Raw genomic sequence first — 16,695 nt, 5'->3', positions numbered from 1 at the left:
GTTGAATCAATGGGTATGACTATTGATGCTCTTCAAGACAATACTCCCAAAAAGCAAGAATATATGCTTTGCAGAAACAATTATCTCAAGGTTCAGATATGTCAGCACTCGAAAGCGACGTCTATTCTGCACTATATTCATTCTTTAATCGTTACTACGACGAAGGAGATTTTATCTCTAAACGTCGTTATAAAGAAGGTGTCTATGCCATTCCTTATGAAGGTGAAGAAGTAAAACTGTATTGGGCTAACCAAGACCAGTATTACATCAAGACTGCTGAAAACTTCAAGGATTATTCGTTTGTTACAAAGGAAGGGATAAATGTTCATTTTCGCTTGGTTGATGCTACAATCGAGCAGAACAATAATAAGGAAACTGACGATTCTAAACGTGCGTTCATGCTGTATACAGAAAATGATGAGCGGCCTGAATTGAAGACATTCGAATGGAATGCTGAATCGAAGGAACTAATCATTCGCTTTATCTTTGACATACCTGCAGACAAAAAGAAGAACTATGTTGATGATAACTATGCAAAAATTCGTGAATATATTATTGGTGTACCTGAATTGATGATGCCATTGATGTACCAAACATCAACAGACCCAAAGAAACCTGTAACTTTGATTCAGAAACATCTCAACGGATATGTAGCAAAGAACACATTCGATTATTTCATTCATAAGGATTTAGGTGGATTTCTCACACGTGAACTTGACTTCTTTATCAAGAACGAAGTAATGCATCTCGATGACCTTGACACAGATAACGAAGTACGTGCAGAAAGTTATCTTGCAAAGGTGCGTGCGGTAAAACGTATCGGTAAGGAGATAATCACATTCTTGGCGCAGATAGAGAATTTCCAGCGCAAACTTTGGCTGAAGAAGAAGTTTGTGGTGGAAACAAATTGGTGTATCACCCTCGACCATATTGATGAATCGTTCTATCAAGAGATAGCAGATAACAAGCCGCAGATTCAAGAATGGATTGATATGTATGCTATTGATGAAATCAAAGGAGATCTACATACAACAGCATTTACAAATCCTCCAAGCATAGATTTTTTGAAGGAGAATCAGAACTTGATTGTTGATACAAAGAATTTTTCAACCACATTCCGAGATCGTCTAATTGCGTCTATAGATGATATAGATGAGAAAACTAATGGGTTGATGATTAATAGTGATAATTACCAAGCTATCAATTTGCTTCTTCAAGGGAATACTGAAAAAGTAGATTGCATTTATATCGATCCTCCCTATAATACAGATGCAAGTAAAATACTTTATAAAAATGGTTATGAACATTCTAGCTGGTTATCATTGATTCATAGTCGTTTAATTAATAGCAAAGCGCTTTTAAAAGATACTGGAATTATTGAGATGGCTATCGATGACTATGAAATGAGATATTTAAGTTGTTGTTTGGACTCTGTGTATGGAGCGAACAACGCTATCTCTAATATTGCGATTTTTACAAATCCAAAAGGGCGAGATCAAGGATTCATAGCTCAAGCTCATGATTATTCAATCATATATGCAAAAAACAAACAATATGCTGAAACATATAACTTTATCCTATCTGACGATGAACTGTCAAAGAAATTCTCTAAATCAAAAGGAGGTGAAGCATTAAGGGAATTGCCACTAAAAAGAACAGGGACAGGAAAATTTAGATATGAAAGACCTTATATGTTTTTCCCTTTCTTTTTTCATCCAGAGACAAAAGAGTTTTTCGTGATTCCAAAAGATAATTACATTAATATATATAACAAAGATACTGATTCTTTTAACGATGCATATCTTAATGATGTAATAAAATCCTACACAGATAAAGGATACTATGCAATTCTCCCTAATAGTGGAAAAGGAGAATTTCTTCGCTGGAGATGGGGATATGATAGTTGCGTAAAAGGTATTTCAAATGGTACTTTATTTTGCAAAAAAGTAAAGGATGGTTATGCTGTATATCAATATGATTTTGCTGATATTGAAGTAACTCCAAAATCAATTTGGGTGGGAGATAAATACGATGCATCTTCGAAAGGCACTAACATTTTGGAAAACATAATACCAAACAATCCTTTCAATTATCCTAAAAGTCTATATACAGTTGAAGACAATATCATTGTTGGTTCATCATCCGAAGGACTCGTTTTAGATTTTTTTGCTGGTTCTGGAACAACAGGTCATGCTGTAATTGAATTGAATAGAAGTAATAATTGTAACAGAAAATATATTCTTGTTGAAATGGGGGAGTATTTTAATTCTGTAACCCTTCCACGTATTAAGAAAGTGATATATGGATCAAATTAGAAAGATGGGTATCCAACTGATCGAATAAGTGGCATATCCCAAATGATGAAATATGTGAAACTTGAAAGCTACGAGGATGCTCTTTCTAATATTACGCTTGAAAATAAAGGCTCATTCTTCGGATCCAACTTAGGAGATGAATACCTAATAGGCTATATGCTTGATATGGAATCAAAAGGCAGCTTGCTTAACCTTGAGGCTTTCATCACTCCATTTGAGTATAATATGAAGATTACAGAGAAGAATGAATGCAAAGAAAGACAAGTTGATGTCGTTGAAACCTTCAATTACCTTATTGGTCTTTCTGTTCATAGTCAATCTTCAATCTCCTACTTCTCAACCAAAGAAGCTGTTAATCCTCCATATGAGGGTGCAGTTGATTTGCAAAAAGACCAAAATGGCATATATAGCTTTCGTCAGATAGAAGGAACATTACCAGATGGTCGTAAAGCTCTGATTATATGGCGTAACATTAATCAAGATAATATTCTAACGAGCAATGCTGCACTGGATGCCTATTTTTCGAAATATCGCATCAATCCTGCCGACCGTGAGTTTGATGTAATATATATCAATGGGGATAACAACCTTGAGAATCTGCGTCTTGACGATGAGCAATGGAAAGTGGTGCTTATCGAAACAGAATTCAATAAACGAATGTGGGAGGAATAACGAAATATGGCAAAAAAGAAAAGTTCACCATCAGTCAGCTTTGAAACCTATTTGGTTTTATTCCGTTACTTTCTTGGTGAGATAGGCACCACCGAACTGAAAAGTTTGGGTAACAAGCTCAACAGCATTGAATATGAAGGATTGGATGAAAATGGCAATACTCATTTTCATCACTACATAGCACAGATAGCAAAGATGAAACATTGTAGTATCACAACAGACAAGTTGCGAGAATACGATGAGAGAATCTGTCGGTATACAAAAGAAATTGGAGAAAACCGTGGTGGAATCAGCCTGAAGTATTTTCAATACATCTCCCTGTTATTCACTGAGATGTATCTCGACAACTACTTTGCAGACAGATCAGCCTTCTGCAAGTCGCTTAACGAATTCATTGATAGCGAAAACGCAAGAACATTGGGTGCTCTTGCGATGGAACCATATACCATTAGCTCAATGAACAAGTTAGCGTATATGTGTGCTACAGGTAGTGGTAAGACACTTTTAATGCACATCAACATAAAGCAATTTATATTCTATTTGAAGCGAGCAAAACGAATAAACGGCGGTATCGCTATCAATAAAATTATTGTGCTTTCGCCAAATGAAGGAATGAGTAAACAACATTTAAATGAACTTACTCTTTCTGGAATTAAAGCCACTATCTTCAACAAAGATGGTGGCGGTATGTCTAGCGGACAAAATGAAGGTATTGCCATCATTGATATGAACAAACTCAAGGAAGAAGGCAAAGTGAAAACCGTATCGGTAGACAGCTTTGAACGCAATAACCTTGTTCTTGTGGATGAAGCCCATCGTGGCATGTCTTCAACAGACGGTGTTTGGTACGACTATCGTACACGCTTAAGCGAAGAAGGTTTTGCCTTTGAGTACTCAGCTACATTTAAACAAGCACTGAATGCCACATCTTCAAAAAAGGAAGACAGGCAGATGGTAGCGGAATATGGCAAGTCTATAATAATGGACTACTCATACAAATATTTCTATGGCGATGGCTATGGAAAAGATTATCGTATCTATAACCTCAGAGCAGGTATTGATGATAATCACCGTCATTTGTATTTGATAGGTTGTTTGCTTTCCTTCTTCCAACAAGTGAAGTATTCTATTGAAAAACGAACCGAACTGATTCCTTTCAATATAGAGAATCCATTATTAGTGTTTGTTGGAAACCGTGTAACGGCATCAACATCAAAAGATGAGTTAAGTGATGTTCAGGAAGTGTTATGTTTTATCGACAGATTTGTTCGTAACAAACAAGAAAGCATCCGTTGTATAGAGCAAGTGAAGTCAGAAGAAACAGGTCTTGCCGATAAATATGGACGTGATCTATTTTCACACGATTTCAATGCGCTAATAGATGTGTATGGCCAATTACCATCAGCGCAAGTGCTATATGAAGATATGCTTCATCTGATATTCAATACCGACACTGTTGCCGATGCTCCACGATTGCACATTGAAGCCATAAAGCAAGTGCAAGGCGAAATTGCAATGAAGATTGGCGAATATGGTGATTATTTTGGTGTGATAAACATTGGAGATACAGCTAATCTTATTAAGGCTTGTGAAGCAAAGGGAATAGTAAGCAGAAGCGAAGAATTCGTTTCTACTTCATTATTCAGTAGCATCAACGATAAAGAATCAAAGGTTAGAATACTTATCGGTTCACGAAAGTTTACCGAAGGATGGAACAGCTGGCGTGTGTCTACAATGGGATTGATAAATTTTGCCAAAGGTGAAGGTTCGCAGGCAATTCAGTTGTTTGGTCGTGGTGTTCGTTTGAAAGGATATAAAGGAATGCTAAAAAGGTCTACATGCCTTGACGATACCTCAGTAAAGCCTTTGCGATATATGAATTGCGTAGAAACACTTACCATTTTCGGTGTGAAGGCGCAATATATGGAGGATTTCAAGAAATTCCTTGAACAGGAAGGCGCTCCAACCAATGATGATATTATCGAAGTGACTCTGCCGGTAGTCAACCGTTATGATGAAGTGAAGACAAAGAAACTCCGTGTCATAAAAGTAAAGGACGGGAAGAATTTCAAGAAGCAAGCACGACGTATGGTGCTCGATGTACCCAAAGAAGACTTCATGCGATACCTTGTTCGTAACAAGTCGGTACTAGATTGCCGAAGCAAGATTCAATCCATTGAATCATCAGGCTCATTAAAAATGAATATTCAGATGATTGATACAAGATTCACGATTCCAGCGTCAACACTTGCCTTGCTTGATTATTATCGCATTTTTGATGAGATTCAGCAATACAAGAATGAGAAGTCTTATTTCAATATCAGCATTGATAGAAACAAGCTGAAACCTATTCTTGAAACAGATGGTTGGTATGAACTAATTATTCCAGAAAAGCAACTTGAAATAGATTCAATTCGCAAAATTGAGTATGCCACAGATTATGCGATTATGGCATTAAAGTCTTATATGGACAAATTCTGCAAATTCGAGCAAGAAAGATGGGAAGCACCATTGCTTGAATTCCAAGAAATCTCGGCTACTGACAATAATTTTGTAGATGAATATACCTTCACCGTTACACCACAAAATAGCTTAGATACCACTGGTGAAGAATTGGATAAATTCATTGAAGATATAAAATCTATTCTTACAGATAATAATGGATTGAACGAATACGAAAAGAAGTTTGACTTCAACAAAAATCTGTGTCTGTTCGATTTCCGTTCTCACTTGTATGCGCCATTGGTGTGCTTGAAAAAGGGAAATACCAATATACAGATTACCCCTGTCAGTTTGAATGAAGATGAAAAGCTGTTTGTTGATTATCTGAAGGAATTTACAGAGAATAATGGTGATGTACTTGAAAACAAATCTCTTTATCTTCTAAGAAATAAAAGTAAGGTGGGTATGGGATTCTTTGTTGCAGGTAATTTCTATCCTGATTATATCTTATGGATAGACACACCTGAAAAGCAATATATCACATTTGTCGACCCGAAAGGTTTGCTTCGTATTATGCCTGATGACCCTAAGATTGAATTTTACAAAACAATCAAGGATTTGGAAAAGCAGTTAGCACCGACAGCAGGTGATAAGCAGATTGTTCTCAATTCATTTATTATGTCTGCAACAAAATCAGCAGATTTGCATGAATGGTGGCATTGGGATAAAACCACAAGAGAGGCACACAATGTCTATACTCTTGATGATGACCAATGTGTTATCAGTATGATAAATAAAATATGCTTTTTGTAAAGTTAATCAATAAATATATAGTAGATTGCTCATCCTACAAGAAGGTAATTATTTTATTCCAACTGCTTTCTATATACCAAATCCAATGTATTCCCATCCTTATCTTTCCATTCGTTCCATCCATTGGATGGCCGACCTGTGCAGAAATCGGCGGCGGTACTGGGACTGGAGAAGGTCTTGTCCGAGTCCATCGTCCAAATGCCGTTATTCAAAGTCGCATATTCTTCGACCATTCTTTCCCTCTTTGCTTTCCATGTAAAAGAGGGGACACAATTATTGGCTACAATGCTGCCCTTTAATACTGTAAACCCTGCGGAATTATAAAATCCTTTTGCATTACAGCCTCTGGCCTTTGTATAGAACAGATGTTCTTCCTTGGGCTGAGATATTTCAAAGATGCCACAACCAATGAATAACGCAAGGAACTTAATGTCGTCAAAAAATTCATCCATAGCATCCCGCTGATGCTCGGGAAGATTCGGCGCTTTGGGAACCTGTTTGTTTTCGTTTAGCACGAACGAGTTCGACCGCTTGGCCTCAGCAATCGCACGATATTCCAGATATTGCACGTCGGCTTTGGTCATATCTTCGTCTTTCGAGACAAAGACAAGTGCTTTTTGCCAAAATGCTTTTTTGCTGTCGTGGTCTTTTACCCGTTCCTTAAAATTCTCGGTCTCTCCGATATAGGCTTGCGGTTTTGTCGTCTCATCTTCTCCAATCAGGATATAAAACGCCGGCTTGTGCAGTTTCTCCTGCTCGTTCAGATAGGCCAGGTTCGAACGCGGAATCACAAACATCTGACAAATCTTGTTGCTGATAAATGCATACTGCGTCCCCTTTGGATCTCCGTCAATCAAATATGTAGTTACTGTTTTGCCCATGGCTATAATTTAAAAATACTAATTAATTGATCCAATACAGGTTTGAATCCATCAAACCATTCGTCTTTAAATTGAGAGTAATGGTTCTCAATATGCTTTTTTATTGCTTCCGTCGTTTTACCTTGGTCATTGCACCGGAACTCTTTATGTGTATTCTTTTTATGAATATATTCGACTTTTTCTTTATATGATTCCGGTGAAAATAAATCTTCGACCATATACGAATCTTTATCTGCTATATTTTTTATACTGGTTTCGTATTCTTTTGCATAATTGTCCTGATAAAATATGGGAATTACTTTCTCAGATTTTATATTGCCAATATTTTCCACCCCTCCAATCCTCCTTTATCATAATCGAATAGGAAAGCTATTAGTTCTAATCCGTCAACTTGTTTAGATAAAACATCATCATACATTGTTTTTGCGTTTCCTGCGCTTCCGGCTGGGATAATAGCAATTTGTTTAAGAGCTTTATATTTAGAATTTCTTTTTGCAAAAATTGAAATAGCCTTTTCAAGGTATTTTTTATCATAGGGGCCTTCGACAACTAGAATTTTTTTTGTCCCTAATATTAAAGAACCTTCAAAAATGGAAATGCCTCCGCCAGATAAAAGTGATAATTTTTTGCTCCTCTCCAGATCTTCAATCTTGCCATCTTTCAAATACCGAATATTTTCATCGCAAAGACAATTCACAAATACGGGAGAGTGGGTTGTAACTATACTATAGCGGTTCTCTGTATTAATCAATTCTTTTAATTCATCTTTTCTTGCAATATGAATGTGTGAATCAGGCTCATCAAAAAGACACAAACTATTAGGAGCAGAAAGAATATGAATTATGGTATTAGCATTGATTAACTTTTTTTCTCCTTCGCTGAGACCTCAATGTTTCCCTTATTTATAAATTTCAATGTTTATTTCTTTGTATAATTTGATTATCACTTTCTGTTCGGCATTTATATAGACAGTAAAATAAGAGTACTAGCTGATCAATAAAATTAATTTCATTTATTGTCGCCCTAAACGATTCGATATTATAAGTAGACTTTTATTGTCGCCCTAAACGATTCGATATTATAAGTAGACTTTTCTTTTAATTTTTCTATAAAACCTTCGATTTCTGTTCCGTCCCACTTCTTTATATTGGTATTATTATACTCAAAAGATATTTTGCATTCAGCACCTTTTGTTATTCCTGCAACAAACTTAACAACGTCAATATCCTCAGAATACAGCAGTGTTAATAGAGAAATATCCCATTCATGCCGACTTATATAAAACATAAATGGAGGAATAAATCCCTGGGTAGCAGTCATTTTGCTGCAATACTTTTCATATATAGGCTTATAATATGTTTTCCATAACCTTGTATCTTCCCCACTATATGAAGCAAGGATATTTTTGGGTAAAATATCTAATGTTACTTTATTCCCATTTTTTAATCTACCATCAATGATCTCATAAAATTCATTATCATTGATATAGCTAATTCGATATTTAAATGGACATGGGTATTTTCTGAGCCCATCTTACCAAGGTGGCAATATGGTACAGACTATAAAAAATGGCACTTATGACCTCTAAAACATTACTTTTTCCGGACCCATTTAACCCGATTAGGCAGCAGTATTTGTCAGTTGATTTAAAATCAATACATAATTGATGTAGGTTTTATATTCTCCTATATTAAGAGAATATAATTGGAACCTATCTGGTTTAATGGAATATTTAAACTTCAATTCTGTAACATCGTCTATATATCCATCAGCATAATTGGGGACTGTGACTAAATTATATTTATCAAGCCATGAATTAATGTATGCAATATTTCCTGTAGTGCGTTTTTCACATCCGAGAGAATTAATTAATTCGCGTTTAGTTATTGGCACAGGCCGTTTCGTTTTTGAACCTGATTTGCAATATTATTCAATTCGTCACGTGTCATATTATTTAAATATTTGGGTCTCAAATCTTTTTTTTGCGGTTGTGTGGGCTATACTAGCCTGCTGTATTAGTGATTGTACCTTTTCTTTCAGAACCTGAATATACTGTACTATATCATTCTGAATTTCTAAAGGAGGGAATGGTACTAATACTTTTTTTAAATCTTTGTTTGTTATCGCCGGATATAGGGCTCCGGTCATATAAAATTCAAATTGATTTATTGCCAAATATGTATGCAAATACTCATACAGGAAATTCAGATTGTAATTCTTGTTAGCTGCGATTACCTGAAAACCTGACGAACAAACACAACTATCATATTCAGAAGGAACTATTGCAAATTTCTTCAAGTATGGTCGCGTCGTACCGATAATCAGATCTCCTTCTTTTATAATTTGAGTAGCTCTGCTTGGCGCTTTATCCGTACTAAGCTCTTCTGCATTGACAATACCACGCAAGGGTTCGACACTTCCTATTTCCACATATCTGAAAGTATTAGAGTCTCGCACCCATTTTCTATGTATTAGATTATAAGATCCAAGCGTAACTATGGGGTATTTTGTAGTATGGAGCAAGGTTGTTATTGACTGCTCCTGGTTCCAATAATCCCATCTGTTTATGTCGGATAAATTTGTGAATTTCAGGTATTTATATTGACATTCTGCAGTCTTATTATTCTCAAGGTTATTACTATCTTTTATGCCGATGGCATTTAATAAATACGATTGTATTTTTTGTCGAATTGATTCAATTTGGATGTCTATTTTATTCCCTTCTTCAATTATAGCATTATACTCCTCCACCAACTTATTTTGTTCTGCTAGTGAGGGAAGAGGAACCTTTATATCTAAAAACAGAGGTTCCTGCAAATAGTGGCGATTGGTCGTACCATTACTTGCTTGTTCGCAGAATTCAATAAACTCATTCGTTGTCGTGAGTAATGCTAAATAATGTGGGTTTACTTTTGAATAATCTACATCAAAAGTCCAGAAATTACCTGTTATGATTCCTCCATCTAACTCCTCTGGGACAACGCCAAATGCACCGTTACGAGCATCTATCTTGGACAACAGGAATTGTCCCTTGGAAATCACGAATTGATTTTTTGTGCCAATTTTACTCCCTATAACTGTATCTCGCAGAAAGATTCCACCGTTGCGTACCTTAATGGTGGCACGCTTGTAATATACATCGTCCTGTATTTCAATAGCTGTTTTATTACGGGTCAGGAACTCTTTAATCTGAACCAGCGGGTATTTGGTGGTGAATCGGATTTTGGAGTCATTCAGATACTGCACACTCCAGTTGTAAAGTTGCGATAACTTTACAAAATCCAAATACTTGTATGTGCTTTTACTCTTTAACATAACTCCTTCGTATTGCCATCTTGATCGGTTCGAACGACTTTATTATCGACTATCTCATAGTGAAATTTCAACTCATTTGAGGCCCACATATGATGCTTCTTGCGATAAGGCGTAAACTCTTCGAGCAAATCGATTAATTGATTCTCGCATTCGGCACCGGTTGTCGTAATGCCTGCTTTTTCTACTTGGGCGATGGGGATAGTATAATCAAATTTTTCTTTAACGATCGCCCATATTTCGGCTGCAATTTTCGTCTCTAACGCACGCCTTTCAGCCCTCTTTGCTTTCTTTTCCTCTGCAGAATTACCCCGTTCCGCCAGGATGAATCAATCTTATCAAGTTGCGATTGATACTTGGAGCCTACCTCTTCGGTCGCCGCCTGTTTAATTGCATCGAACTGGGCCCGCTCTTCGGTCGTAAACTTTTTGAAGAATAGTAAGCTGGGTTTTACCGTAGCCCCAGAGGCCATGAATACGTCTTGCGGGATAGAGGTGATTAAAATTATTTTGGCCATTTCCTCGAAAAGTTCGCGTACAGCTTGCAAATTAGTGTTATTGAGAACTCCTTCCGGCAAGACAATGCCCAAACGTCCACCCGGCTTAAGCAAGCGGATACAACGTTCGATAAATAATACTTCGGTCAGCCCGCTAAGTTTGCCAACCGTATATAAATCCAGTACAGAATCCCCTATGTGGTCATTGATCTGGCTCCTGGCCTGTTGATATACCTCTTTACCATATTTCTTCTCGTATGCGGCAATCTTCTGCACATCGGTTTCCACATCAGTTTCTGTTATTTCCAGCGATTTTTCTACGCGAGAACCAAATGGCGGATTGGTGAGAATCACATCGAAACGATTTTCAAAAACACCATTGACATTTAACAATCCGTCGTGGTGATAAACGCCTCCGTGTCCATCTCCATGCATAATCATATTCATCTTTGCGGTTCGTGCCATGCGTGGATTGGCGTCCGTACCATAGATACAGTTGCTGGATAGATTCTGTAAACGGCTGTTTGAATTACCGGTATCAAGTTCCTTGTTAAGGGCAGCAAAATAGGCATTGACCTGTTCATCAATAGCTGATTTCTGTTTTTCGCTCAGAGTCTCATAGCTTTCATTGAAAAGCTGGGCTTTGATCTGCTCTTTAACTTTTTGTATGTCTTTTTCAATTTTCTCGCGCACATACTCGAAGGTCTTGATTAAGAACCCTCCGCTACCACAACAGGGGTCGCAGATGATTTCACCTTCCTCAGGGTCAAGTAATGCTACCATGAAATCGACAATGGTGCGAGGCGTAAAGAATTGGCCCAGCTCTCCGCGAAAGGTTTTCCCTAAGAATTTCTCGAAGGCAATACCTTTCACATCATCTGCCGTACGGGAGAGATTGTACACTTCGAGTTCTTTAACTATTGCCTCAAAACTTGCCTCTTTAATCTTTATCGTATCATTGGATTCGAATAGACCATCTTTTGCATAGTCCTCCTTTGTACGCTCGAATAATTGCTGATAAAAAGGCAGACTTTGTTTGGACTTTGTCTTGTCGTAGGCTTCTCGTAGTTTCGTAAATTCCTCTTTTGAAAAAATCTGAGTACCGGTATTATCTCGTTCATATCGGATTTTAATGAAGAGGACCTTGCTGATTTCATCAAACGCTGCTTCCGGCGACAACTTGTCGTTGTTTCGTATGATATTATGGCATTTAAAAAGCAGCCTACTGAATTCATCGCGCGTAAACGCTTTGGTCTGACTTAATAATTCCCTGATCTTTTTTGCATTGGTCAGATCTTCGGCTTTGGGGATATCAACAATCTCTTCAAGCCGTTTTGGAATTTTTCCTTTAACGACCTTGAATATACGAGTCTCCTTCAGGTTGGTGGTAACAAAGAAATCCGCTCCAGCCCAAGATGCATAGTTATATCCCTGATAATAATCCTCTTCTTGAATTGTAATATGCTCGGCTTTGCACTCTATAACGATTATAGCAGAAGCGTCATCCTTCTTATCTGATGAAGACTTCCATATTACAATATCGGCTCGAGCTTTACCCAGCCCACGATGAGAATTACTCACTTGAACTTCCTGAGCCATTTGATCAAGCGAGTAGTCATAGACATTAACAAGCCGGCAGATGTATTCCTGACGAACTCTCTCTTCGGGAGTTAGAACCAACTCTTTATTTTTCAGAGGAGCAAATATTTTGTTGCCGTTAATCTGGAGTTCCATATATACTATTTTGTACTTTTTATTAATTCTTTGGGATCAATTTGAAGTATTTGGGCTATCTCAAACAGCACCTCTAAACTTGGCTGTCGGCGATTGCAGACGTATGAATTGACAATACAAAAACTTTTTCCAAGCTTCTCTGCCAACCAAGTCTGTTTTATGCCTTTCTCTTCAAGCACTTCTTTGATTCGGTTCATGGGTTTGTTCATTATATACTGTACCGTTTTTATTTACGAAGATATAAAATATTATGCGATAAAAAGATAAAAACAGGCGAATTTCTTTTTCATTTGTTGGGTATTGTCCAAGGCTAAGAATTAATGGATAGCGACATGAGGTATTAAATAGATTCTTTTTAGCTTACCTTAATATATCCACCAATAGTTTTTCCAGCGTGGGCATGGGAACTCCAGATACCTTTTGCAAAGGAGCCTCGGAGATAAGATTTTCACAAAAAAGACACGGCTATCCAAATCCACATATCGGTATATCATTTTCTTATCAGGACGCAGATAAGCATTACGCTGCTTGCCTTTCAGAAAATTGAAAACGGTTTCTGTCGAGTCTCTGTTCGTTTCCGCATAGATGATGCGGTTAGATGAAAGATGATGTTGCAAAGGTGCGATAATCTCTCCTTGGTAGACGCAGAATTTCGCAAATGGGAAATTGGCATGTAATAGTTCATAAATCTCCTTTACTTCCTTTACTGGTTTGGGGGCAAAGGTCTGTTTCATTACTTCGGCGTACATTCCACGCCCGGTTCTAACCAGCCTATTTTCATTCACTAGCTTGAACAGATACCATGACAAGGAAGACCTGTTTATGCCAATTTTTTTGCAGAAGGGCAAACAAGTCCTCTATACTGAAATTATGATGGGTATCAGCAATTTAGTATGGATGTCACTGTTTCGTTATTCATATTATAGCTGTTTCCGGGGACAAATAAAACCAAATATCGGCACTAATTCAAAATAGTGCCGATATTTTGAATTTTTAACATCGTAACTCAACTCAATTGTCTTTTATTCCGTTTCTTGTTGATTCTTATTTCTTTAATTTTTCCCCATTCTGCCAGGGAGATAATTTCATGGTATTGTTCCAATGATAAAACATTCTCCTCGCTATCCATACATTCGTACTCCCATGGAAGTTGATAAACGGTCCCTTCTTCATGATGGCCCATGTAATCGTGGAATGTGTACGGAATCAATTTCACATGATCCTCCTCCTTGAGTATTCGCAAAAGTTTGCCAGCGTCGTGTATTTCCAAAGGAATGCCAGACTTGTAAAGCGCAGTGGCGACTTCTACCGCAACATCCGCATACGCCGAGTAGCTGTTGGAAACAATGATTCTCCATCCGGGACTGTCAAAATTCGAAGCGAGTATGTTCAGCCGCGACAACCCCAGTTCCCCATAATGGTTCGAGGCGAATTTGTTGAAATCCGTCTCACTGTCGAGATCGTATTTATCCTGCAAATCACAGAATGTAACCATGTTGTAATATGCGACATCTTGTAATTCCAATGGTACTCCATTCGGAAGGGTACGTATCTTTCGTGTAGTATCAAACCTTTCAAAATACCGGTCATAGGCTTCATGAGCGATTCGATAGTATTTGCAATACGAACGTATCGTCATTGTATCTAACGGCTGTCCGAAATTCTTGCAGACGGAATCCTCCAGTGCTTTTATTGCCGTCGTCTCGTCTTCGACCTCAATTTTAAATCTCGATTCGATTCTGTTGAACTCCTTTCTCGCAATTCTTCCGTCTCGCTGCTGGTAAGGAAGATGATTCGCTACATAATCATTGAACCCCTCCGGGTCTTGTATGATAGCATCGATTAGCTTATGAAAATATAAGGCCAACTCTGCCAAGAAATCCCTTTGCCATTCATTGGGAAAATTGTTGCCTACTCGGTTTATATATCGAGAATAATTCGCAATAGTAAAATACGAGTGTTTCCTATCCGTGAATTGTATGGTACGCTTTTCTTTGTATCTGGCGGAGCCGACATGATACCATACCGTTTCTCTGGGATTTGACAATTCCCAATCCCGGAGGTATTCTTCCTTGCTCTCATATTCTCCGTCTGCAATCGACGCTTCGCAATCTCCCCATTCTTCCGGAGTAGGGCGGGGCAATTCGATATAAAATCCCCTGTATTCATCGTTACCCATCTCTTCCAGTCGGGCAAATTGCTCCTGAAGTTTAACTAACATCTTCAATGTATCGTTATCAACCACGATTTCTGTATCGCGCCCGCTTCCGAGCTGTTCGAATATCGCAGCATTCAATCCGCATTCTTTCGCCAAGTCTATGAAAAGATGCTTGGTAAAGATTGTCTTCTTATGTGGTTCTATCTTATGTCGTTCCATATCTCATTCGTTTTCAATCGTTAAAAATTTACCCGGATCAAATCCGTTGATTATATGCTCGTTTTCAAATACATATCCCATCTGGTTGCAAATCACTTTTGTACTCCCGATTTCTGTGTCGATATTGGTATGCGAATGTCCGTAAATCCATGCATCGATCCGGCTGTTACCGATCAGGTCTCCGTATTCACTGGCAAAGGCACTGTTCAATACGGAATCTTTATGCTGAGGAGCAACAACCTGCAAAGTAGGCAGGTGGTGAGTTACGACCACTGTGTGTTTTGCCGTACTTTCGGCAAGACTTTTTTTGATATGACCTAAACAGAAGTCATGCATCTGATTATATGCTTCCGTTTGGAGCAGTTTCCCTTTATACATGGTCTGACGGAAATCGTTAAGTCCTTTCCAAACGAAATATTCGTCTGCCGGTTCGATATGCGACCAGAGTGTGCTCATTATGAAATCGGTATCGTCTATTCTCAATACCTGATTTTGATAATAACCGACATTCTCTTTGAACATCCATCGCCATTGTAATCCCCGTTCCATCACATCACAATAATTGTAATACTCGTGATTGCCGGGAATAATGAGTACTTGTCGGTAGTTCTCCGATGCCCATTTCCAGAATCTTGATAAAGGGGAGACTTTGTCCTTCAGATAGAAAATATCTCCGGCCAATACGAGTATATCGCCCGTTACCGGGAATTCGTTATGTTTTATGTATCTGCTGTTCTCCCGAAACTCAAAATGCAGATCGCTCATGTATTGTATTTTCATATTACTGTTTTTTATTCGATTGTTCAACCTGCTTTTGGATTATCCTTTTTACCTGCGCGAATGAGACCGGAGTAAAGTCATTATTATCCACTCCCACATCATATTGCGTCGGGAAAATCATATCCAGCCGTGAAGCGTCTTTTCCCGTGTTATATTTGCTCGTATGCACGTGTCCGAACAGTTGCCACGTATAGGTAGATTTTCTGCTTGTCGACCTCTATGTGCATTTGCATGATTGCCAATTCAAATCTGCTGGTGTACCCTTGCCTGATATTTTTCATGTCATGATTACCGAGAACAAGATAGATTTTCCCATTCAGTCTGTTAAGAATCTTGGTCCATTCATGGGATCCTCCCAGACAAAAATCCCCCAGATGGAACACGATATCATCTTGACTAACTACCCGGTTCCAATTTTCGATCAGTGTTTCATTCATATCTTCTACATTTTTGAATGACCTCTTGCAAAAGCTAATGATATTCGAATGATAAAAGTGTGTGTCCGATGTAAAATATACCTTGCTTCCGTCAAACTTGTAATTCATTTTGCTCTCTTTTGTGCACATCGCTGTGCGGTTAATTAATAAATTGGATGTTCTTACGCTCATTGGACGGAAATGACGGGAGAGGAATTGCACGGAGCAAACAGTCACCAATGGGCATAAAACAAAATAGTTGGAAAGTTCGGTAAGGACTCTCCAACTCTTCTCTGTTGTTTATTCTAAGATCAAGATACGAGCATCTATCGCATCTTATCTCCTATATGTGTTCGCTGGAAAGTATTTATGAAATTTGCAGACGTTTCAATGCTCCAAACATGAAGAACATACGACCGAACTCCGAAGCATTTGTTGCCTCGAATTGTCGTTTGAG

At 38.0% G+C, this 16,695-nt stretch carries 13 protein-coding genes and 3 pseudogenes; 3 read left to right on the top strand and 13 right to left on the bottom strand.

The features are described 5' to 3' along the window. The first annotated feature begins 68 nt into the window (after positions 1-68). From DW082_RS04370 to DW082_RS04365, 3 genes are read left to right on the top strand one after another with little or no spacing between them, the layout of a single operon-like run. Positions 69-2,315: a site-specific DNA-methyltransferase gene (locus DW082_RS04370; protein ID WP_220452639.1), complete on the top strand. Its 2,247-nt coding sequence runs from the start codon at positions 69-71 to the stop codon at positions 2,313-2,315. A 54-nt stretch (positions 2,316-2,369) separates the two neighbouring features. Beyond that, positions 2,370-2,987, top strand: coding sequence for a hypothetical protein (locus tag DW082_RS14685; protein WP_220452638.1), 618 nt, complete (start codon positions 2,370-2,372; stop codon positions 2,985-2,987). A 6-nt stretch (positions 2,988-2,993) separates the two neighbouring features. Next, the gene (locus DW082_RS04365; RefSeq protein ID WP_118457538.1) at positions 2,994-6,242 is read left to right on the top strand and encodes a DEAD/DEAH box helicase family protein; all 3,249 of its coding nucleotides are present in this window, start codon (positions 2,994-2,996) and stop codon (positions 6,240-6,242) included. 53 nt (positions 6,243-6,295) lie between these two features. On the opposite strand, the gene DW082_RS04360 is transcribed toward DW082_RS04365, so the two are convergent. From DW082_RS04360 to DW082_RS04310, 13 genes and pseudogenes are all read right to left on the bottom strand, one after another. Next, positions 6,296-7,123, bottom strand: coding sequence for a GIY-YIG nuclease family protein (locus DW082_RS04360; protein ID WP_101572887.1), 828 nt, complete (start codon positions 7,121-7,123; stop codon positions 6,296-6,298). 2 nt (positions 7,124-7,125) lie between these two features. After that, entirely contained in the window at positions 7,126-7,455 is a 330-nt protein-coding gene (locus DW082_RS04355; protein WP_118457536.1) for a hypothetical protein, read from the bottom strand. Then, positions 7,434-7,787, bottom strand: a complete 354-nt coding sequence (locus DW082_RS14950; protein ID WP_259335503.1) for a hypothetical protein — start codon at positions 7,785-7,787, stop codon at positions 7,434-7,436. Before DW082_RS14950 ends, DW082_RS04355 begins: the two co-directional genes overlap by 22 nt. 39 nt (positions 7,788-7,826) lie before the next feature. Continuing rightward, a pseudogene (locus tag DW082_RS15425) lies at positions 7,827-7,994 on the bottom strand (hypothetical protein); the annotation flags it as partial. Between the two features lie 167 nt (positions 7,995-8,161). Beyond that, positions 8,162-8,443, bottom strand: coding sequence for a hypothetical protein (locus DW082_RS04345; RefSeq protein WP_118457532.1), 282 nt, complete (start codon positions 8,441-8,443; stop codon positions 8,162-8,164). Between the two features lie 300 nt (positions 8,444-8,743). Further along, the gene (locus tag DW082_RS14255) at positions 8,744-9,016 is read right to left on the bottom strand and encodes a hypothetical protein (RefSeq protein ID WP_147386960.1); all 273 of its coding nucleotides are present in this window, start codon (positions 9,014-9,016) and stop codon (positions 8,744-8,746) included. A 57-nt stretch (positions 9,017-9,073) separates the two neighbouring features. Beyond that, positions 9,074-10,438 (bottom strand): restriction endonuclease subunit S, encoded by a 1,365-nt coding sequence (locus tag DW082_RS04340; protein ID WP_118457530.1) that lies wholly within the window; start codon positions 10,436-10,438, stop codon positions 9,074-9,076. Positions 10,439-10,694: 256 nt separating this feature from the next. Further along, complete coding sequence (locus DW082_RS04335) at positions 10,695-12,665, bottom strand: N-6 DNA methylase (RefSeq protein WP_259335502.1); 1,971 nt, start codon at positions 12,663-12,665, stop codon at positions 10,695-10,697. Positions 12,666-12,670: 5 nt separating this feature from the next. Continuing rightward, entirely contained in the window at positions 12,671-12,874 is a 204-nt protein-coding gene (locus DW082_RS04330; RefSeq protein ID WP_101572897.1) for a helix-turn-helix domain-containing protein, read from the bottom strand. A 151-nt stretch (positions 12,875-13,025) separates the two neighbouring features. After that, positions 13,026-13,414 (bottom strand): annotated as a pseudogene (locus tag DW082_RS04325) (DUF6577 family protein). 257 nt (positions 13,415-13,671) lie between these two features. After that, the gene (locus DW082_RS04320) at positions 13,672-15,042 is read right to left on the bottom strand and encodes a hypothetical protein (protein ID WP_259335501.1); all 1,371 of its coding nucleotides are present in this window, start codon (positions 15,040-15,042) and stop codon (positions 13,672-13,674) included. A 3-nt stretch (positions 15,043-15,045) separates the two neighbouring features. Continuing rightward, complete coding sequence (locus DW082_RS04315; protein WP_118457528.1) at positions 15,046-15,822, bottom strand: metallophosphoesterase; 777 nt, start codon at positions 15,820-15,822, stop codon at positions 15,046-15,048. 1 nt (position 15,823) lies between these two features. Continuing rightward, positions 15,824-16,367, bottom strand: a pseudogene (locus DW082_RS04310) (metallophosphoesterase). Positions 16,368-16,695: the final 328 nt, after the last annotated feature.

This window comes from Alistipes sp. AF48-12 (assembly GCF_003477565.1).
Classification (GTDB): Bacteria; Bacteroidota; Bacteroidia; order Bacteroidales; family Rikenellaceae; genus Alistipes_A; species Alistipes_A hominis.
Note: the sequence above shows the minus strand (reverse complement) of the source record. Positions and strands in the feature narration are given on the sequence as shown.

Coding starts and splice junctions, on each gene's coding strand:
- DW082_RS04365 (WP_118457538.1), top strand. CDS start 2,994: ATGGCAAAAAAGAAAAGTTCACCATCAGTCAGCTTTGAAACCTATTTG.
- DW082_RS04340 (WP_118457530.1), bottom strand. CDS start 10,438: ATGTTAAAGAGTAAAAGCACATACAAGTATTTGGATTTTGTAAAGTTA.
- DW082_RS04360 (WP_101572887.1), bottom strand. CDS start 7,123: ATGGGCAAAACAGTAACTACATATTTGATTGACGGAGATCCAAAGGGG.
- DW082_RS04320 (WP_259335501.1), bottom strand. CDS start 15,042: ATGGAACGACATAAGATAGAACCACATAAGAAGACAATCTTTACCAAG.
- DW082_RS04330 (WP_101572897.1), bottom strand. CDS start 12,874: ATGAACAAACCCATGAACCGAATCAAAGAAGTGCTTGAAGAGAAAGGC.
- DW082_RS04345 (WP_118457532.1), bottom strand. CDS start 8,443: ATGACTGCTACCCAGGGATTTATTCCTCCATTTATGTTTTATATAAGT.
- DW082_RS04335 (WP_259335502.1), bottom strand. CDS start 12,665: ATGGAACTCCAGATTAACGGCAACAAAATATTTGCTCCTCTGAAAAAT.
- DW082_RS04315 (WP_118457528.1), bottom strand. CDS start 15,822: ATGAAAATACAATACATGAGCGATCTGCATTTTGAGTTTCGGGAGAAC.